The sequence below is a fragment of the Methylocella silvestris genome, assembly GCF_002891535.1.
GTDB classification, from domain to species: Bacteria; Pseudomonadota; Alphaproteobacteria; order Rhizobiales; family Beijerinckiaceae; genus Methylocapsa; species Methylocapsa silvestris_A.
The window spans coordinates 23,756-43,661 of the sequence record NZ_PDZR01000017.1; the positions used below are offsets into that span (position 1 = coordinate 23,756).

At 60.7% G+C, this 19,906-nt stretch carries 18 protein-coding genes; 3 read left to right on the forward strand and 15 right to left on the reverse strand.

Features of this window, described 5'->3' with window-relative positions; all coding sequences use genetic code 11:
- Window positions 1-20: 20 nt before the first annotated feature.
- From CR492_RS14110 to CR492_RS14185, 15 genes are all read right to left on the reverse strand, one after another.
- Window positions 21-1,565, reverse strand: a complete 1,545-nt coding sequence (locus tag CR492_RS14110) for an ATP-binding protein (RefSeq protein WP_146030278.1) — start codon at window positions 1,563-1,565, stop codon at window positions 21-23.
- Window positions 1,475-2,002 (reverse strand): hypothetical protein, encoded by a 528-nt coding sequence (locus CR492_RS14115; RefSeq protein ID WP_102844386.1) that lies wholly within the window; start codon window positions 2,000-2,002, stop codon window positions 1,475-1,477. The genes CR492_RS14110 and CR492_RS14115 overlap by 91 nt, the downstream gene beginning before the upstream one ends.
- Before the next feature lie 37 nt (window positions 2,003-2,039).
- Entirely contained in the window at window positions 2,040-3,023 is a 984-nt protein-coding gene (locus CR492_RS14120) for a YncE family protein (RefSeq protein ID WP_102844387.1), read from the reverse strand.
- Between the two features lie 9 nt (window positions 3,024-3,032).
- On the reverse strand, window positions 3,033-3,563 hold the full coding sequence (locus CR492_RS14125; protein ID WP_102844388.1) for an SRPBCC family protein: 531 nt from the start codon (window positions 3,561-3,563) through the stop codon (window positions 3,033-3,035).
- Window positions 3,560-4,588 (reverse strand): vWA domain-containing protein, encoded by a 1,029-nt coding sequence (locus CR492_RS14130; protein ID WP_102844389.1) that lies wholly within the window; start codon window positions 4,586-4,588, stop codon window positions 3,560-3,562. The genes CR492_RS14125 and CR492_RS14130 overlap by 4 nt, the downstream gene beginning before the upstream one ends.
- A complete protein-coding gene (locus tag CR492_RS14135) occupies window positions 4,585-5,172 on the reverse strand; it encodes a hypothetical protein (protein ID WP_245412085.1) in 588 nt (195 codons plus the stop codon). Before CR492_RS14135 ends, CR492_RS14130 begins: the two co-directional genes overlap by 4 nt.
- Window positions 5,172-6,212 carry a vWA domain-containing protein gene (locus tag CR492_RS14140; RefSeq protein ID WP_102844391.1) on the reverse strand — a complete coding sequence of 347 codons (1,041 nt, stop codon included), beginning with the start codon at window positions 6,210-6,212 and terminating at the stop codon, window positions 5,172-5,174. Before CR492_RS14140 ends, CR492_RS14135 begins: the two co-directional genes overlap by 1 nt.
- Complete coding sequence (locus tag CR492_RS14145; protein ID WP_102844392.1) at window positions 6,209-7,114, reverse strand: nonribosomal peptide synthetase MxaA; 906 nt, start codon at window positions 7,112-7,114, stop codon at window positions 6,209-6,211. Before CR492_RS14145 ends, CR492_RS14140 begins: the two co-directional genes overlap by 4 nt.
- 5 nt (window positions 7,115-7,119) lie before the next feature.
- Entirely contained in the window at window positions 7,120-7,968 is an 849-nt protein-coding gene (locus CR492_RS14150) for a DUF58 domain-containing protein (RefSeq protein ID WP_102844393.1), read from the reverse strand.
- A gap of 9 nt (window positions 7,969-7,977) precedes the next feature.
- A complete protein-coding gene (locus CR492_RS14155) occupies window positions 7,978-9,015 on the reverse strand; it encodes an AAA family ATPase (protein ID WP_180982553.1) in 1,038 nt (345 codons plus the stop codon).
- A 124-nt stretch (window positions 9,016-9,139) separates the two neighbouring features.
- Entirely contained in the window at window positions 9,140-9,445 is a 306-nt protein-coding gene (locus CR492_RS14160) for a methanol dehydrogenase [cytochrome c] subunit (RefSeq protein WP_102844395.1), read from the reverse strand.
- Between the two features lie 68 nt (window positions 9,446-9,513).
- The gene (gene moxG / locus CR492_RS14165; protein WP_102844396.1) at window positions 9,514-10,122 is read right to left on the reverse strand and encodes a cytochrome c(L), periplasmic; all 609 of its coding nucleotides are present in this window, start codon (window positions 10,120-10,122) and stop codon (window positions 9,514-9,516) included.
- A 55-nt stretch (window positions 10,123-10,177) separates the two neighbouring features.
- The gene (moxJ, locus tag CR492_RS14170; RefSeq protein WP_102844397.1) at window positions 10,178-11,032 is read right to left on the reverse strand and encodes a methanol oxidation system protein MoxJ; all 855 of its coding nucleotides are present in this window, start codon (window positions 11,030-11,032) and stop codon (window positions 10,178-10,180) included.
- A gap of 143 nt (window positions 11,033-11,175) precedes the next feature.
- The gene (locus tag CR492_RS14175) at window positions 11,176-13,053 is read right to left on the reverse strand and encodes a methanol/ethanol family PQQ-dependent dehydrogenase (protein ID WP_102844398.1); all 1,878 of its coding nucleotides are present in this window, start codon (window positions 13,051-13,053) and stop codon (window positions 11,176-11,178) included.
- A 1,251-nt stretch (window positions 13,054-14,304) separates the two neighbouring features.
- On the reverse strand, window positions 14,305-15,054 hold the full coding sequence (locus CR492_RS14185; RefSeq protein ID WP_102844400.1) for a sulfite exporter TauE/SafE family protein: 750 nt from the start codon (window positions 15,052-15,054) through the stop codon (window positions 14,305-14,307).
- Between the two features lie 218 nt (window positions 15,055-15,272).
- Here CR492_RS14185 and CR492_RS14190 point away from each other — a divergent pair, with 218 nt between their 5' ends.
- The 3 genes from CR492_RS14190 to CR492_RS14200 all read left to right on the forward strand — a co-directional run bounded on the left by CR492_RS14190 (window position 15,273) and on the right by CR492_RS14200 (window position 19,763).
- Window positions 15,273-15,839: an isochorismatase family protein gene (locus tag CR492_RS14190; RefSeq protein WP_180982554.1), complete on the forward strand. Its 567-nt coding sequence runs from the start codon at window positions 15,273-15,275 to the stop codon at window positions 15,837-15,839.
- A gap of 250 nt (window positions 15,840-16,089) precedes the next feature.
- On the forward strand, window positions 16,090-17,196 hold the full coding sequence (locus CR492_RS14195) for a hypothetical protein (RefSeq protein WP_146030280.1): 1,107 nt from the start codon (window positions 16,090-16,092) through the stop codon (window positions 17,194-17,196).
- Window positions 17,197-17,540: 344 nt separating this feature from the next.
- Window positions 17,541-19,763 (forward strand): right-handed parallel beta-helix repeat-containing protein, encoded by a 2,223-nt coding sequence (locus tag CR492_RS14200; RefSeq protein ID WP_102844403.1) that lies wholly within the window; start codon window positions 17,541-17,543, stop codon window positions 19,761-19,763.
- The last annotated feature ends 143 nt before the right edge of the window (window positions 19,764-19,906 follow it).

Here is a 19,906-nt window from a genome sequence, read left to right on the forward strand (position 1 = left end):
TTGACTGCAGCCGCAGGGCGTCAAATGGGGAGAATCACGCACACGCGCGCGCCAAATCCATTCCGATTGGCGAGCGCCCAGACGCCGCCGAGAGCGTCGATGCGTTCCTTCATGCCGGAAAGCCCAAATCCGGCTTGAATGTCGTCCGTAATTCCTTCGCCGGAATCCTGAACAATCAAGTGCAAGCACTTCTTGTACTTTGCATTTTGCTGGGTGTCTTCCGTTTCGTAAAGTTCGATCGTAATCGTCGACGCCGTCGAATGCCGAATGGCGTTGGTCACGCTTTCCTGAACGCACCGGTAGACCGTCAGATCTATTGGCTCGCTGTAGGAGTATTGGAGGTCTTGCGCATTTAGAGAAATGGAAATTCCCGCGTGAAGTTTTGCAAGATCTGCGATGAGAATTTCCAATACCCTTTGCAAAGAAACATGGCCGAGCGCCATTGGTCGCAAGCTCGTGAGTATACCACGATTGGCGACCCGCATGCGTTCGATGATTTCAGCCATCAGATTCGTCTGCTCGGACAGCATCTCCACCGCCTTCGAATTGTCCGGCTGCCTCAAGGATGCGGGAATAGTCCTGAGACGACGCAGGCTGGCGCTCAGCCCGAAAAAGCATGGCCCGAACTCATCGTGCAGATCGAGCGCGATGCGCCGGCGTTCTTCGTCCTGCAGATTGATCAACCGCTGATTGAGTCTGCGATTTTCGCCATGCGTCTCCCCCAGCGCCGTAGCGAGATGGTTGAAGCGGCGGACGATCTCGGCAAGTTCGCGGATGCGCGGCTCCGCGACGCGCGTTGCAAAGTTCTGGCGTTCAAGATCGGACAGCCCAAGCGAGAGCCTGGTCAGCGGCACGAGAATTCGGCCAAAAGTCAGGTACAACATGCCAAGTATCGCCAGATTGGCGACGAAAGCGATCATGGCCAGGGCCGACATATCCTCCCAGACTTCCGCCACTTCATCTTGCGGGGCCTCAATGATGAACACTGTTCCGATCTTGCGATGCTGCGCGATGATTGGCATCTGATGCCGCTCCGCAGGCGGGGCGATCAAAGACACAAACCAGGCGGGAGCAGGTTCGCGCTCCCGTAACTGATCCGTCGCCAGCGCGCGATCGACGAGGATTTCCTGCTGGTTCGCGTCGAATACCGCAAACCGGACATGCCGGATAAAACCCAGCTGCTGCGCCAGCGTGTTGAGAAGGCGATCTGCCGGCGTATGTGGTTCGGTCAGGCGAACCGATTCAGCGACCAGCATTTCCGCCAGCCGCACAGACACTTTCATCTCGATCAGCGCCGCGTGGCGAGCTTTGACGATGATGACGGCCGCGCAAACAATCCCGGCCAGAAGATCGATCAGGATGAAGCCCAAAATCAGCTGCGTGCGAAGCGAGAGCATCCATCGGGCGGGCGGTGGCGACGAAGAATCGGTCATGTCTCGACTTTTGACGACAGGGCTCGACTCCCATACACGTTCTATGGCGCATGTTGGTAGCGGCTTCTCAGGTCCGCGAGCGCCTCGTTGCTGTCTTTCCCCTCCATTCTCAAATTGACGTAGTGCTGGCAAAGTTCGCCATACAGAAGTTTGCGCCCACTGAATTCCGCCAGCTCCGTGAACTTATCCAGAATGGCGTCGTAATTTTCCTCGATCCCGTGTTCGGACAGAGTTGTTGAAGTTTGCACCGTTCGATTGGCGATCATTCGCTGATCTTCCACGAACAGCTTTGAGGCTTGCCTGAGAAACAGATCATAGACCGCGGCCATGGCGCTGTCCTTGGCCGCCGGCTGAAAGTTGCGGCGGCTTGCGAGCCACCAGCCGAGTTCGACGTGGTCGCCAGGATAAACCCATGTGGGAACGGACGGCGCTTCGTCCTGCGCGATAGTATGCCTCTCGGGCGAGGGAGCGTCCTCGCTACAGGCCAACAGCAAAGACATCAAAGAGAGAGCGATCGCGCCCGGCAGCGCCAATCCGTGGGCCGTCCGCAGAAATTTGCGATCGTTCATGCGATATCGCCTTTACCGAACGATGAGCATGCCTGGCTCAAAGCGCCGGATCGCCCGCTATGCGCAGGGCTGCGCGCGGGCCGCCGCCCGTCCTGATCCGCCGGGTCTCAAGGCCGGCTGCGAGATCGATCACGGAAATGTCTCCGGAGAACCAGTTCATGACATAGGCTTTCCCAAGGTCTGGCGCGACCACGACGCCTTCCGGATAGCGGCCGACCTTTACCCTGACGGCCGCCTCCAGCCGGTTTAAAGCGATGAGCGACAGCGTCCCGGCCTGTTGATTGACGACGAGAAGCGTCTTGCCGTCGTCCGCGACGGCGAGCCCATAGGGCATCGGGCCGGAAGGGAACGCGCCCGCCACGACAAGGCGCTCCGTGTCGATCAGGGCGACGTTTCCGCCGCGGACGTTTGCCACGTAAAGACGCCCGCCGTCGGGCGCCAGAGCGAGCACAAAAGGCCCCTCCCCGACCGCAAGCGCCGCAATGCGCTCTTTACGATCCATGTCAATGACGCCGATCGTTGAATCCTGCCTTTCAGCGACATAAAGGCGGCGGCGCGCCGGGTCGGCGACGATCAGTGCGGGCGCGCGCCCGATTGCGATGCGGCCATTGATTTCGCCGCTGCCGCGATTGACGCGGATCAATACGGAGTCATTCCAGTCGCCAACGAGAAGCTCGTCGTTGGCGGCGACCGCCAGCCCGAAAGGCGTCCCGCCAACATAGAATGTCTGGAGCAGCTTCTGCTCCCGCACGCCAATCACAGAGATTTCTCCGGAATCTGGATGCGTCGCATAAATAGTGGACCCGTCGGGCGCGCTGGCGAGAGCGGCGGGCCCTGCGTCGAGCGGGATCGCCGTCGTCACCTCATCGCGCGCGGGGTCAATGACGAGGATCCGCCGACCGTCCTGGTCGGCGACATAGATGCGCGATCCGACGCTTGCGCGCACGGGCGCTGCGGTCGCCTGAGGCGCCGCAAGGGCGAGGCCGAACGCGCCGGAGAGGAGATCGCGCCGCGTGACCACCCGCTTCTCCTAAGGTTTTGCTTCGGCTTTTGCCTTTAGTCCAGCCAGCCCCGCTTTCATAAATTCCGACATGGATTTTTGGGCTGCCTCATCGTTCAGATCATCCGGCGGAAAATTGCCGGTGTCGCCGCGATAGAAGCGGCCGAACCATTCGACCGTGCTGCCGCCATCGGCGGCGGGCTTGACGCTCAAGGTCGCCGAATAAAAGCTCACCGCCAAGGCGTCGAGATTGGGGTCCTCGAGGCGGTAGCTATAGGTCATTCCGGGCGCGTCGTAGTCGTCGAGATCTTCCATCAGCACGCCGCCTTTTTTCAACGTCAGCTTTCGCGTCGCGCCCGCCTTATTCCCGTCGGTAGACTGGCTTTCTGCGATCAGGGGATGCCAGCTCGAAATCGCGCCGAAATCGGCGACGATCGCCCACACCGCTTCCGGGCTGGCCGCGATGGCGATGGTTTCTTCGGCCTTTTGCGGGGTCGGCCCATGCGCCGCCGCCGCAGTCGCGAAAAAAAGGAATGCGACAATCGAAAAGAGATGTTTCATGCCCGCGATTTTCTCCAGATTGCGAGGGTTGAAAAGCGATCTGCGCGCAATTGCTTCAGACGATTCCACAAGGGGGGAACCCCGTAGAGTGCGACGAGCAGGATGAGCGCCAGTCCAAGGGCGAAAGGCCGCAGCGGGCGTTCCCGCTCAACCGGGTGGGGCCGCGCCTCCGCCAGAATGGCCTTGAGGAGCGCTGGGGGGTCCTCAAGACGAATAAAGCCAAGACCTGTCTTGTCGCCGAGCGCCTTGAGATAGGGCTCGCGCACCGACGACAGATGTTCCGTTCCTGCCGCCGCCGCCGATCCGAACGGCGCATTGCGCGGATTATATCCCTCGCGCTGCTCCGCATCTGCCGGCGGCGGTCCGAAGCGATTTTCGTGCGGCACATCGTTGACGCCGTAAAAGCCGATTTCGCGGCCTTCGGCGTCGAATTTCGGAATGGGAGAGAGCGCAAAGCCGCCCGTTCCGACGATGAGCCCTTTCACCGCGCCGCGCTCGCCCGTAAATTCAGGGCCGCCCGAGGCTGGCAAAGGCGGCGCCTCCTGACCGTCGGTGAAGAAGACGAGATCGGCATTCACCTCATGCGCCATGTCGATGGCCCGATAGAGCCCAGACGCAATATGGCTGTCGCCTTCCCACGCCATGCGCCAGTCGAGCCCGGCAATGGCGCCGTCGACGGGCGCAAAGGCGCCGCAGACATCGATCGGCTCAAACAGAAGAAAAGGCTGGCGCTCCGTGAAGATGGCGAGGCCCACGCGCGCCGGACATGGCAGGTCGGGAAGGATCGCCCGCAGGCTTGCTTTCACGTGTTCAAGCCGGCTGACGGGATGGCCGCTTTCGCTGTAGTCGCGCGTATTCATGCTGCCTGTGATGTCGACGACAACCAGAAGATCGACGCCATTGGCCTTGCTTCGGAAGCTTGGCAGCCCGAAACTTGCAGCGAGCAGAAGGACGATGGCGCAAAGCAGCCAGAAGCGCCCGTCGCGCAGCGTCTCACGGCGCGGAAAGCGCGCCTCGATGGTCACGGCAAACCCCGCGGCTTACCCGGCAGATCGGTCCAGAACTCTCCCGGTTTGGCGGGGATTTCTTCGCCGCGCGTTTCGTCGAAGCCGGGGAAATCGCGGATGAGCCGCATCGCGACGTCAAGATTATAGCGCGCGTCCCACAGGCCCGGGTCGAGGCTCAGCGCCTGCCTGTAGTCTGAGCGCGCAAGATTGACGAGGGGTTCGGCCTTTTCGATTTTGCCGCGCTCGATGAGATCAAAGCCAAGACGCATTCGTGCGTTGGCGAGATCGTAGCGCGCGCGCGCCTGCACAGGCGCGCCGGCCTTTTGATCCAGAGCGTTGACGAGCGCTTGCGCTTCGTCGATCGAATCGTGAGTAAGCAGAAATTGAATGCGGGCGAACAGGACATCGCCCGAGTCATTGAGCGAAACCGGGACGTCGCGCCCCTCGCGAAGGGCGGCGATTTTGCGGTTATCCGCACTGGCCGCAACGTATTTTGCGGCGGCGCAGGCGGCGCCGGCGAGAGAAGCCGCGAGGAGGCCAACGAGAAGAGGCGATCTTGCCCTGCGCGCGATTTCGGCAAGGCGGGTCCGGAACTTTCGCATTATGCAGCTCTCCTGCGGGAGGGCCGTGCTGCTTCAGGAAGACCCAGCGGCAGGCTGCTCGTGAAGAGACCTGCCTCGAAAATCTTCGCGGCGACGAGCGCGAGGCTCGAAAGCAGCGCAAGCGCCGCAAAGAAGCCGGTGAGATCTTCCGTCGGCAAGCGTTCGCGATAGACGATTGGATGCGTCTCGAGCCGTCCGATCTCCGCAACTGCAGCCTCGACAGCGCCGGGATTTTCGACCTCGAATGCCTTGTAGGGAATTTTGAGGCTCTTGAAGAAGATATCGAGATGACGCTCGGGCATCGCCTGCGGCGTATCCTCCCCCGGCTTGGGCGTATCCGAGATGCCTGTAGAGTTGGCCGTACGAAGAAAGAGCCAGTACAGATTGACCCGCGTGCGCGCAAAGGTCGTTCGCAAAGTCTGCTGCACTTTTGGATCGATCACAGCCGCGCCGTCCGAGACGAGCAGAAGCACGCGCGAGGACTGGCCCGCGTCCTCGGACAGGAGGCTTAGCGCCGTCGCAAGACCTCGCCCAATGTCGGTGTAATCAAGGCCCGGACGATCAATCGCGGCGACGGCCCCAAGCACAGCGTCCATTTTGTCAGTCAGCGGAAGCATGCGGATCGGCGAGGTCGAAAATCCGACCACGCCGAAGCGATCATGCTGCCGTCGCCGAACATAGTCCTGAAGGACGCGTCGCGCCGCGTTTGCCTTCGACTCCTCGCCGCCCTCCGGCGGGCGTCCGGCAAAGGTCTCGTTCATGCTGCCGCTGCGATCGATGAGGAGCGCGGTCTCGGCGCCGTCGCCAATCTTCTCAACAAGCTCCCCGCCACGACGCGGACCGGCGAGCGCCAGCGCTGTCGATCCGATGGTGGCGACAGCGGTAAAAGTCAGCGCCAGGGATATAAGGCGCGACAGGCCGTCAACCGGAACGCTAGCGAGCGAAGGGAACGCCGAACGGCGCAGAACGCCGCCAAGCAGCGGCAGCGCCGCCAGCGGCGTCAGCCAGAGCAATTGGGGATCGGCGAAAGAGAGGCTCATGCCGCGGCTCGCTCGAGCTTCGCGAGGCGCTGGCTGAACGAGACAAGTTCCGTTGGCGGCAAGAGGCGCTCTGCTCCCGTCTCGTCGCTGGCGAAGAAGATGCGATGTGAGGCTCTGTAGAAGCGCGTGAAGCTCTCTGCCTCGGCGCGATAATCTGGATGTTCGGCAAGAAAGCTCTCAAGATCTTCCGCCAGCACGCGGCGTCCGGCGGCAACGTCGATCGATTGATGCATGGTTCGGAGCGCGGCGCGAAACTGGTCCGTCGACCCGTCCCGCCGCATCCTGCCAAGACGCCGGGCTGCGAGCGCGAAGGGACGCGCCTGCGGGCGTCGAAATGGCGGCCACGAACGATCAAAGGCCACAAGCCCGAGCATCAGCGCCGAAACGCTCGAAAGGATCAACAGGGCGCGCCGACTCGCCCCGAGACTAACCGGCGCAGGAGCAATATCGGCGCGCAGAAAATCGACGGGATCATTTGCAGTCGGGAGTATCTCGCGCAGCGGCGACACGCTGAACGACCAGGGCGCCACAGACGCCTTGGCGGAATTTTCGCCGGACTTGAAGATCAAGTCGAAGCCCGGAATCGTCATGCGCCGGACGTCGAGCGCAACGTAGAAATTCTGATAGGCAAGTCGCAGGCGCCATTGTCTCGGATTGCCGCCGAGATCGTCAACGGAAACGCTGCGAAGATCGAGCCAATAGGCGACCGGCCCCGCCTTCGGCAGCGACGCGGGGTCGATCAAATAGCCAGAGTCGACGGCGACGAAGACCTCAAGGGTGATGAGGTCGCCGACAAAATAGCCAAACGGCCGCGGCTCCTCCCTTTGCACAGAGACAATTTGCGCCTCGGCCAGGGGACAGGAGACAGCGAGACACAACCAGATGAAAGCCATGCGCCACATTCGCGTCAGGCTTCCATAAGCTGGCGCGACAAATTTTCGATGTCGAGGCGGTCGGCGACTGTCACGGGAGTGCGTCCGTAGCGCATGAACAGGCGCCGCAAAGCGCTCTTGCGCCGCGCGGCCTCATCCAGCCATTTGCGGCGGAGGGCCGGACGCATGAACACGACCCGCCTCTGGCCCGTCTCCAGATCCTGCATCTCGATAAGACCCCATTCGGGCAAATCGGTCTCCTCGGCGGAATCGCCAACGATAATCGGCACGACATCGTGGCGGATAAGATTTGCAAGAAGGGCGTCTGTGACGGCTGCCGTTTGACGGAAATCGGAAAGGACAAAGACGAGCTTGCGGCGTCCGGCGAGCAGGTTTGCGGCCTCGGCTAATCCGGCCGCGCTCCGCCCAGCGGGAGTCGACCGGCGAAACAATTCCCGGATTTCCGTCTCAAGGCTTCGCCGGCGCGTCGCTCTGATCTGGAAATCCCGGCGGATGTGCGCGTCCGCCCCTATGATCCCGAAGGCGTCGCCGTAACGATGCGCCGCACGCGCCATGGCGACGCAGATGTCTTCAACGAGGCCAATCTTCGCCGCGTGTCCCACAAAACCCATCGAGGCCGAAAGATCGACCAGCGCATAGACGTCGACGACGTTGCGCGGCTCAAAACGGCGCACATGTATCTCACCGAACGGATCGCGCAGACTAGCGCGAAGATCGATCCGGCGCGCTTCCGGATAGCGTGAAAAAGGCGCGTGATTGCGGAACAGGCCGAGACTGCCGGCATCGGCGCCCGGATGAGCGCCGGGGCGGCCCGTGCGCGGACGGGCGTGCGGGCGATAGGCGAGGAGCGCATCATCGGTCATCGGGAAGTCCTAGGGCGACGCAACCGTCTCAAAGACACGCCGGCAGAGCTCCGCGACCAGCGCCTCGCGACGCAATTCATAGATCGAATCGAGGAAAATGCGATGCGCCATTGTCTCAACGAAGACGTCGCGCACGTCTTCCGGCAGGAGAAGATCGCGCCCCTCGAGCCATGCGCGAACGCGGGCGGCGCGAACAAGAAAGCTCAGTCCGCGCGGACTCCCGCCGCCCTGGATCAGCCGCTCCATGTCGACATCCGCAAGCTCTATCCCGAATGAAAGCGGATCGCCGATCGCCTGCCAGAGCGAAACAACATAGTCCTCGATGACCGGGCTTGCGCGAACGTGTTCCTGAATGGCGCGAGCCACCTCGTCCAGCGCCCGATAATCAACCACATCGGGCCGGACTGAACCGACCAGCGCATCCGCGTCGTGGAAGCGCGTCTCGAATATCAGGCGCCGCCGCGTTTCCCTGTCGGCCGGCGCTTCAATTCCGATCTCCATGAAGAACCGGTCCCGCGCGGCCGCCGGCAATTCGAATGTTTCCTCCCGCTCGACGCGATTGCGGTCCGCGAAAACCTGGAGAAATGGAAAATGGTAATCCCGATCAAACGCCGAAAGACTGCGTTCGGCCATGAGCCGAAGCAAAAGCGCATGGACTTGCGGCCGCGCGCGGTTGATTTCGTTGAAGAAGAAGATTGAAAGTTCTTCGCCGCCGCGAAGCACCGGACCCGGCTCGACTCGCGGGCGGCCGTCCGCTGCAAGATAGGTATGATAGAGGAGATCGCCCGGCATCAGGTCGATCGTGCCTTCGACCCGCTCGAAAGCGCCGCCGATCGCACGCGCAAATGCGCGCAGAAGAGTCGTCTTTCCGGTGCCGACATCGCCTTCGAGCAGCACATGTCCGCGCGCGAATACCGCGATCGTCAGGAACTTTATCGCGCGTTTCTGACCAAGAACAACCGTGCCGATCTCAGCCTGCAGCGCATGAGCTGCTTTGCGCCATGCCACGAGATCTGGAACAGACTCTTGCTGAGGCGCCGCTGTCATATTTTCCGTCGTGCTGGGTGTCAGGGTCGAGGCGCTGAGCGCTGCGTCCCGCCCCCGGCAATGCGCGGGAACGGGACTACAATTCGCATGCGGCGGAGCGAAGGCGCCGGCGCGCCCCCGAAAATCAGTCTGAGATCTTCTCAACCTCATAGACGAACTTGCCGGTCTTTTTGAAAGCCGCCACGCGCTTGGCGTTTCGCTCTTCCATAGCCGTGATCGACTCTGACTGCTTGGCCAGTTCCTTCGGATTGTGCTTCGGATCATATTTCGAGCCGGCGACCTTCGCCGGGAATCCCGGCTTCGGCTCCCAGCAATTGCCCGGCGCCACACAGGTCTGCCCATCATAGGCTGCGACAGGAAAGCTTGTAACCGCAAGCACGAAACCAGCGGCGCAAACCGAGGGTAATGCATATGCAATCTTCTTGAGCATGGGGTTCTCCTCCGGGTTAATCGCGGTGTTTTGCGCGATATCGCTTGGCGGCCATTGTTGGTCGCCTATTATTTGTCTTGCGTCGCAGCTGGCTTGGCCTGGCTGGCCGGATTGCAGAGACCTGGCGAATCCGCCGGGATCGGCGCATCATGTTCGCTGTAGGGCTTGAAGTGCGCTTTTTCCTCCGGAGTCAGCCAGACTGCTCCGCTGGCGCCGTCCTTATAGAGGTGACGGACCCACGACATGACCTGCAGTATCTCATCAAGCGTCAGGTTGAGCGACTGCGGTCCCATCTGCGCTTGCGCGCCGCCGAAAATCGTCTCGAACATGCCCTGATCGGTCTGATTCTTCGGATAGGTCCAGTAGTCATCGTTAAGGCCGGGACCAATCTTGCCTTCGGCTAGATGGCCGTGACAGCCCGAGCAGGCGGTCAGGAAGATTTGCGAACCTGCGTATAGGCAGCTCTTGTCTGAGCTATAGGGATTGTGTCCGGTTTGCAAAAAGCGCTTCACCCCCTCCGTGTTGCGCCCATCCGGCAAGGCGTCATCGAGCGACATAGGCTCGCCAGTCACCGTATTCCTGAGATCGAGACTGGTAGTTTGTGCGAGAGCTCCGAAGCAGATCGTGGCGGTCAACACGGGAAACACGAGGTTCCGATAGAATTTCAAACGCTTCATTATAGATTCCAGGTCACGCAAAGTTTCTCTCATTGACGCTTATCGGCGCGGCCGGTCACATCCCCTTGTCGAGCAGGGGAATGCCCTCCTCCTTGAGAATTGAGGTGATCCTGGGCTGAGCTTTCGCGAGGCCTGCGTTCACCTCCTCGAGAAGAGCAACGTCGTCTTTTCGCACCCCGACAGACTGATCGAAATGTTGCGACACCTTCGTTCCGTCAGCGCCTGTTGTGTCGTCGGAAATCACCGTCATGCGAAGCGGCTCCGGCGAGGCCTTCACGTAACGCGCCACTTCTGGTGCAAACGCCGCCGCGAGACGGGCGTTGCCAAGAACGACTTCCTCGACGATCTTCGACGGCGGAATCTGCGTATACTCGTTCCGTGGCGCCTTGAAGTTCACCAATGAATACAAATAGGACATATTGTCTTCATATTTGCCGAGATCTTTCAACATCACCTCTCCCGGCGACCCGAACGAAACGGCGATGTGGCCGACTTTGTCAATTCGCGGATCTTTCCAGGACTCGATGTCAAGATTTTCATTTTCACGCGAGAGGAAGACATAGGCCGAACGATAATAGGGCGCGCTCGAAAGCACGCGCGGGTCGCCCGTATCAACGCCGATGACGACATCGCAGAGATTTTTGTCGAGATAGTCTCTGACGAGGTAGATCGCCGGTCGTGCGGTCCACACAAAGACAGGCTTGCGATTCATCGCCTCGGCGAGCGCGATTGCAATATGGTTCTCGAACCCTGCGCCGCCCTTGATTGAGAACGGCGCCTCTTTTTCCGACGCGCAGATTCTCAGTTCCTTGCTTTTGTCGGCGCTCGCTTGCTCCGCAATCGCGCCGCCGCTGAAGGCGACAAGCGCCGCGCCGGCAAGCCAGCCGAAAAGAAGATTGTCGCGTCGCATGGCTTGGGTATCCCTTGGGTTCATCGAGGAAAAGGAGCGGAACGCCAGAATGTTCGGTCCGGAGGCCAGCGTTCCGCTCTGAACGTTTCGCGGTTGGTCGGGGGAAGCCGCGAAACGTCGTTTGAGGGCGGTTGTGCTCGGCCTTATTTGCTCGATGCAAACTCGCCGAGATTCACGTCGTCATAGGGGCCCTTCCCGTCGAGCGAGAAGACCATCGTGCCGCCGCCCATCTGGGTGTAGTGCGCGAGCTTTTTGAAGGCGCCAACGGCGCCGAGGCCCGCTGTCGGATCCTGAAGGTCGAACACAAGGCCAACACCCGGCCATCCGCCGACGCCATAGTTGATGGCTACGTATTGAATGCCCTTATGGGTGTAGGTGATCGGATATCCGATCGAGCCGGAAGGAAGCTTGAACTTCCACAGCAGCTCTCCGGTGTCGGTGTTGCGGGCCTTGATGAAGCCGTCGAGCGTGCCGTAGAAGACGAGATCGCCAGCCGTGGACATGGTGCCGCCCCAGACCGCGAATTTCTCCATCTTCTCCCATTTGAACTTGCCGGTGATGGCGTTGTAGGCCTTGACCTGTCCGAGGCCTTCATAGTTCTGGCGGTCGCCCTTCGGACCGGGATACATGTTCAGCGTCGCGCCGACGAAGAACTGACCCGCACGATAGGGAAGCATGAAAGGCTCCCAATCCATGCAGATATGGTTGATGCCCATGTAGAAGAGCTGCTTGCTGGCGTCGTAGGAGTCATGCCCCTGATTGTGATAGCCCATCGCTGACGGACACACCTCACGGGCCAGATGGTCCATACGCGTGCCGAACTCAGGATCGCGAACCGGCGTGCCCGACTTCAGATCGACCTGCTTGAAGACGTTGACGGTGTCATCGATCTTGTTGGCGCTAACGAGGTCGCCATTGGTCCGGTCAAGCGTGTAGACGATGCCGTTACGATCCGGATGGGTCAGAAGCTTGCGCAGCTTGCCATCCTTGTCTTTCTGATCAGACAGCATCATGACATTGACGCCGGCGAAATCCCATTCGTCGTGGGGGGTTTTCTGATAGCCGAAATGAGCCTTTCCGGTATCGACGTCACGACCGAAGATCGTCATGGTCCATTTGTTGTCGCCTGGACGCATGGTTTCGTTCCATGGCGCCGGGTTTCCGGTTCCGAAATAGGTCATGTTAGTGTCGGGGTCGAATGCGTACCATCCCCAGTTGGTGCCGCCGCCGATCTTCCAGGCGTCGCCTTCCCAGGTGGAAGTGCCAAGACCTTTCTGGCCATAATGGGGGTTTTTGATATTGAAATCGTCGGCGAGAAGAAGATCGGAATCCGGGCCCGTCGCATAGGCGCGCCATTTCTGCTCGCCTGTTTTGACGTCGTAACCCGTCACATATCCGCGCACGCCAAGCTCGGCGCCTGAGGATCCGACAAGAACGATGTCTTTCACGACATAAGGCGCGACGGTCAGCGTCGAGCCCACCTTGATGTCGGAATTTTCGACTTTCCAGAAGACTTCGCCAGTAGCGGCGTTCAAGGCGACGATATGGCCGTCGAGCTGCGTTTTGAGGATAAGCGAGGGAGTCTTGCCGTCTCCCGGCCAATAGGCGAGGCCGCGATTGACGACGTCGCAGCACGCGACCGCGCGCGCGGCGGGGTTTTGCTTCGGCTTATCCTCCCAAAGGATCACGCCCGGCTCGTCGAGATCAAGCGCGAAGGTCGTGTTGGGAAATGGCGCCGAGATAAACATCTTGCCGTCGACGACGAGGGGCGCGCCTTCATGGCCGTTCAATACGCCGGTCGAGAAGGACCAAGCGGGTCTCAGTTGCTTGACATTGCTCGTGTTGATCTGAGTGAGCTTGCTGAAATTGTCGGATTTATAATCCTTGCCCGGCATCACCCAATTGTCGTCGCTTTGTGACAATTGGTTGAGCTTGTCGTTCGCCGATGCGATCGGCGCAAATCCGAGCTGAGATATCGCCACGAGCGTGGCGGCGGATACAGAGGTAAAAAGTGTGCGCATTCTCGACGTCCCTCACGTTCCTGCCCAGTAGAGAGGCGCGGACCGCCATGCTGAAAATAGCCTGACGGATGCCGCGGTCCCGAAGTTTCTCCCGGCTGCTTTTGCAGTCAGATTCTAGCTTGATCGCAAGGAGCTGCGCGTTCTTGCGCTGCGCCAGACTCACTCGTGAGAAGCGGGCTCATTAAGCACCGCCATGGTTGTGGCGGAAGGAGCGAACGTTGCATTTCATCCGGGAAGAATTGGCAATCGGGAAGCGCGGAGGAGCCCGTCGGGGCCCTGCGGTCCTGAGCAGCTAAAAGAGAATTCGCAGGCTGGCGGCGCAAGCGCGGCAAAGTGCTCGAGTCGCCTCAAAGCCACGTGAATTTCAAAGACGCAGCGGCGGTCTTTCGGCGCGAAGCAATCGACCCCGGCTCATTTCGTCGCGCCGAGTCGCCAGTTGCGGAAGTCGCCGAGCCTCAGGCTGGTCACCGGCGCAAAGGCCGCTGCGTCATGCTGGTCGACGATCAGCAGCGTCGCAATTTGCCGTGCTTGGCTTTCGTCGAGTCAAGGTTCGGCGCCGGCGTCCTGGTCCAAACCCTCGTTCCAGATCGTTTCCGATCGCCTGCGGCGCATGTCTTTACAAAGCGGCCGGCATCCACGCCCGTACGGACCGGCGGATTCAGTGTTTTAGAAAACATAAGAATATTAAAGGCGCGGCTTAAGGACTTTAGAAATCTCGTGTTTTACCACTCTAGACCATTGATCGCGATCTGGCGTCAGGAGTTTAGTTATGAATGCTGTGCAAGAAGCCCTTCGTGTCCGCACGGCTTGTTTCGAGTCAGGTCAGACGGGCGGCGGCATCGAGGGAAGGCCGATATTTGACGGCGCAAATCGGATCGGCAGACTCAAGCGTCTTCTGATTGATGCGGAGGCAGGCGGCCCAATCTTCGCGGAGGTCATGCTGCGGAGCTCTTCCAGCTTGGAAATGCATTCTCTGAGGATCGCCTGGAAACGGCTTTCCTATGACGCCAGCTTGTGCGGCTTTCGCTTGGCGGATCAGGAGTCGCCTGCCGCGGCCAGCGCGGCGTCGAACCTTCCGCGGACAGCCAATTTGGCGCGCGGCCTTCATTAGATTGAGCCTGCCCGCCGCGAACGTTATGAAAGGCGATCTTCGGCGAACAGACGACCTGCATCGACCCGCTGTCGCGTCGATTGCATTCTCGGCTGCAATCGCCCTCCACAGGACTGAGCTAGCAATCATAACAGTCCGACTCAAAACAAAATGAGCTTCGTCCCCGAGACGGCGAGCAAGGCGGCGAGGATGTGGCGCAACGCTTTGTCAGGCAAATATCGGTTGCCGAAAGTGGCGCCGATTGCTCCCCCGATCGCCGCCGCGACGAGCCACCATGGCAGCACGGGGGGAAGCGCTCTTAACGTCGCATAGGCGCCGAGAAGCGCTGCGACCGAGTTCAAAAGATTATAGGCGGCCGTCACCGCCGCGGCGTGGCGTATCTCAACCCAATTCATCAACAAGATGACGGGCGCCAGAAAGACGCCCCCGCCCGTTCCGGTCACGCCGGAAACAAAGCCGATTGCGGCGCCCGTCAGCAGCGACAGGAAGAACGGCGGCGCAGCCGGCGGAAGCTTTCCGGCATCTTGCTGGCGCGCGGGCCTTGCGAGCTGAAAAGCGGCAATGAGCAGAAGGGCGCCGACGATCGGATAATATGCATGCGCCGGAAGGTGGATGGCGCCGCCGAGGATCGAAAAGGGGAAGCCCAGCACGCCAAAGGGATAGAAATTGCGCCACCGGAATAATCCGGCGCGCCAGAATTGCGCCGTTCCGATCAGCGCCACGACGATGTTGAGAGCAAGGGCGGTCGGTTTCATCACGGCGGGGTCGAGTCCCGCCAGCCCCATCACCGCGAGATAGCCCGTGGCGCCCGCCTGGCCAACAGAGGCATAAAGCGTCGCCGTGACCAGGATCAGAACGCCAAGGCCAAGATTCTCGTCAAAAGGAAGCATGCTGTGTTCTAGGGAGAATAGAAAGCTGTATATATTTATATCTATGGACAGAGCGTCCCGATTCTAAATGTGAGACAATAGATTATAATAATGCAGAAGCAACAAACTCGTTCATGCTATATCTTCAATAGAACATCTGTAGGGATTTTTATTTCTGCATGAGATATCTTTACAAGCATATACTTCCATTTTCCAATTCATCTGCGCGGAGTTTTTCCATGCCTCTGATCGCTTCGTCCTCGGCGCATCTCCTCGTGATCGACGTTCAAGAGCGACTCGCCCCCGCGCTGACGGCTGCGTCTTCATTGCTCGCTCGCGTAAAACTTCTTGTAGCGGCGGCGCGTGAGGTCGGCGTGCCCGTAACTGTCACCGAGCAATATCCGGCTGGCCTCGGGCGGACCGTCGCCGACGTCGCGGCCGCGCTTCCCCCTGACGCGCCAATCATTGAGAAAATGGCGTTTTCAGCCTTCGCGGCGATTAAGGATCGGATGGCCGTGCTCGCGGCGTCTGGACGGCCCGAGCTGATTGTTTGCGGCGCCGAAGCGCATGTCTGCGTGCTGCAAACAGTGATCGAGGCGCGCGATCATGGCGTCAGCGTGATCTTGGCGGCGGACGCCGTTTCCAGCCGCCGAAGGATCGATGAAGACATCGCCTTGCGGCGTATGGCCGAGGCCGGCGCAACGCTCGCCACGACGGAGATGATCGTCTTCGAATGGCTGCGCGAAGCTGGAACGCCATCCTTCAAGGCCCTCGCTCCAGCGATCAAAGCGCTGGGGAACTGCTGATGGCGGCTTCTGTGTTGCGCGAGACGACGGCGCTTCGCGGGCGTGTGGCCCGCCTAGGTTACAGAACCGCAGCCACCTTCGATGTTGTGTTGCGAGGGTGGCGCTGTTCGCCTCAAGGTCCAAAGCCGCCAAGCCGCCCCAATCGCGCGGAGCGCCCGGCCGGTGTGCCGCAACACGGGCGCCAGAGTACATCGGGCGCATGATCCATCCTCCTCGCGGGATTGTCTCGCGGATCAGGGAGGAGTTCATTATGAGCGGGGCAAGCAGCAGCAACGAAGATATGGTGACCGGCCGGACCAACCGCGCCGAGGGCCGCACAATCCTTTGGGCGGACGTGCCGCCCGACCAGTCGAATTTCAACGGCCCGGCCATCATGATCGTCGAGACGGCGCAGTCGCCCGAGGACGCCGACGACTACGACGACGGTCAGTCATTTCAAGCAGCAAACCAATACGACGGGTTGCGGGCGACTGGCTGGAGCGGCGGCAGCGCTTCAAACTTTGGCGGAACGCCGGGTGGAACGGGCGTCGTCGGCCGCGGCGGCCGCAATCAGGGAACCGGCGTGCAGGGCGTCGGCGGCGGCGTGCCGGAGCCCGGCAACGGCGGCGCGGGCGGCATCGGCGTCCATGGCCTTGGCGGCTCGCAGGCCGACTTTTTCGCCGATCCCGCCACGGCCCCGGGCGCCGGACTCGTCGGTCAGGGCGGGCGCCAATCTGCGCAAGGCAACACCGCGCAACAGCCCCATGCGGCCGGCGTCATCGGTATCGCTGGCGGCACGGGCCGCGGCTTCGACGCATTGCCAACCCAAACGCTCATGGAGACAGGCGGCGTCGGCGTTTATGGGCAGGGCGCCGAGGTGACCACCGTCATGGTCCCGCCGGTCGACGCAGACGGAAACAGCACAAGCGGGCCTAATGTGCCGAGCGGCCCGGCGGCGCCCGGCCCCGGCGTTCTTGGCCGCGGCGGCGTCGCCGATATGGGCCCGGCGGCGGCCGGCGTCGTCGGCGTCGCGGGCGGCGTCGGCGTTCCGGGGATTGGCGATTATGCCGACGCAGGCGTTTATGGCGAAGCCGGCGTCGGACGCGGCGGCGTTTTCAAGTCGGGCAAGTCGGCGCAGGTGATGCTGGCGCCGCGCAAAGCGGGCGTCCGGTTCAATCGCGGCGGCCCGACGACGCCGCATCCGGTCGCGAACGAGCGCGTCGGCCTTCGTCTTCCGAAAGACGGCAAGGCCGGCGATCTCCTCGCGCTCCTCGACGATACCGGCGAATGCGGCCTCTGGTTCTGCGTGCGCGACGGCAACGGCGCGCCGGCGCAATGGGCCGAAGTGCTGCTCGGCCCGGCGTTCGCAGGATCCTAAGCGATCGAGCGAGCGGCTCCGGCGGCCCGATCAGCCAATCGCCGGCGAAACGATTGCGCCGCCAAAGCTTCTTCAATCGGGATCAGGCGTGAGCCTGGTCCCGCTCCTCTACACATAAGTGTGAGCCGAACCGTCTTAGCGCCAACGAATTCGAATGCCCCCTCCCCCCAGCATACGCAATAATACGTAGCGCCGCACATTTTGATCCATCCCATGGTCACGGCGCTCAGCCTGCTCAATGTGTACCCGAGCCCGCCCGTCAGCACGGCCATGCTCCCCGGCAAGCTCGAACGTCAGCAGCGCCACTTGATGCGCCGTTGGGTAACCGCCGATCAGGAACAAAGATGAAGAACGTTTTGTCGGCTCTATTCGTGCTGATTCTCGCGGTGATTGGTTCGGGCGCCTCCCAAGCAGCGACGGGAATAATCTGGTACGTCAATCACCAAAGCACGGTTGCGGGAGACGGCCGCGCCTGGAAAACCGCGTTCCAGTCCTTGAACAACGCGCTGTCGGCAGCCTCCAAGAATGACGAAATTTGGGTGGCGCACGGCGCGTATTATCCCGATGCGACTGATCCGACCAAATCGTTTCTCCTGAAAGAGGACGTCGCCGTCTATGGAGGCTTCTCAGGCGCTGAATCGACCCGGCAGCAAAGGAATTTTCGAAGGAACGTAACCATCCTCAGCGGCAATATTGGCAAGGGCGACCAGACAAAGAACACAAAGACCATCATCATGGGCGCCGACCGCGCCATTCTGGATGGCTTCACAGTCTCGGATGCGTATGGGACGGATGTTCCCCGCATGCACCTCGTGCCCGCCGACATCCTCAAGAACGACATGCTCGTTGGCGGCGGGACGAGGAATTTCATGACCAGCCCCGTCGTGCGCAACACCGTCTTTAAGAACAATTATTCTGCGAAGGGCGGCGCCGTTTACAACGTACATAAGCCTGGCGCCGACCAAGCAACCTTCATCAACGTCGATTTCATCGACAACGTCGCAGAGTTGCGTGGCGGCGGAGTAAGCAACGACCTCGGGGCGATGCCCCGTTTCATAAACTGCCGGTTCATCAGCAACCGCAGCAACGATAAGGGGGGCGCTCTTTACAACGACTTTGCCGCTTCGCCTCTCGTCTTCAATGCCCTGTTCGCACACAACTCAGCTGTAAGCGCCGGAGCTATCGGCAACGATGGCGGCGCGGCGCCTCTGCTTGTCAACGTGACAATCGTCGATAACAAGGCAAGCAGCGAACTCGGGCCCGGCCTATACCAGGGGACCGGCGCAAACAGCAATCCGATCCTCGTCAGCAGCATCGTCGATAGCATCTACAATTGGCATGAAGACGTCGTGTCGGAAGTCGGCTCGGTGGCTCCGCCGGGCACGACGCTGCCGTTGGCGGAATTTATCCCGATCAGCAATCTCAAGGGACAGCTGCCGCCGATCGAGCTTAAGTCCGCACCCGCCTATGGGCGTGGTTATCAACCCGAGCTGGACGGCGCTCTCCTGCTGAAGAACGGATTGGTCGAAAAACTCGTCCAACTTTACGTGAAGAACGCCGGGGCCATCGAGTATCACGGCGAGTACACGCGGCCGAGTGTAACCTCTAAGGCCGTGTCCGCGCCCGTCATCTATGTCACGCCCGGAAAATCCGGCCAAGATCAGGATGGGCTTTCCTGGGCGACGGCGTTCTCTGATCTACAGACCGCCATTGATCTTGCATCGGTTTCGAATGCCGCTGTTTGGATCAAGGCAGGCATCTACCGCCCCACAAAACGGGAGGGCGGAATCGCAGCTTTCATTCTCTATGACGGCTTGAAGCTGTACGGTGGGTTTGCCGGAACTGAGACGGCTCTGGAGCAACGTCCAGCCTCCGGCGCGCCGACAGTCTTGAGCGCGAAGGCCACCAAGGACGCGTACCGATATCCCCACGTCCTTTATGGCGCCGACAATACGCTGCTCGACGGCTTGACTCTTCGTGACGGCCGCGCTGTCGGCTTGACCTATAACGGCAAGGGCGGAGGGCTACTTGCCTATCACGCCGGCAAGACATTTCTGCCCCGTGAAGCCGCGATTGGATTCAAGATGACCCTCCAGAATTGCCGCTTCGAACAGAATGAGGCTTTGGAAGGCGGCGCGATTTATGCCTTCGGCAAGGCCGACCTCACCATTTCAAATACCGTTTTCGGCGGCAATCGGGCATTCTATGGCGGGGCCAACGTCAATCGTGAGGGCGTTGTCGCCACCTGCCGGAAGTGTTTATTCATCGGCAACAACGCCTATCAGGATGGCGGCGCAACCTATGAGGACTATGGCTCTCGCGTGAGCTATCAGCAAGCACGGTTCATCAGCAATAGCGCTCGCCATCAGGGCGGCGCCATTTACGAGATCAGCCGCGCCTCACAATTGGAGACGACGATCATCGACGTCAACCAGTCCACCTTCTCCAAGAACAGGGCGCAAGACGGGGCCAGCATCTATAATCTCGACGGAAGCACGCTGACGATCACCAAATCGACCTATCCGCCTAAGTCGGTGTATAGCCCCAAGTCATCGGAGGGAAAATAGCGCAGTCGTGGCGCTGTCGCGGCTCGGCACTCAGAAGAACTTGCAGGGCGTGAGTTCGCTTTGTCGACCTCGCATTGAGACTTGAGAGACCAGCCGCTCAGTCCGAGATGCGACCGAGGGATTCTTATAGCTCGTGGCACAGA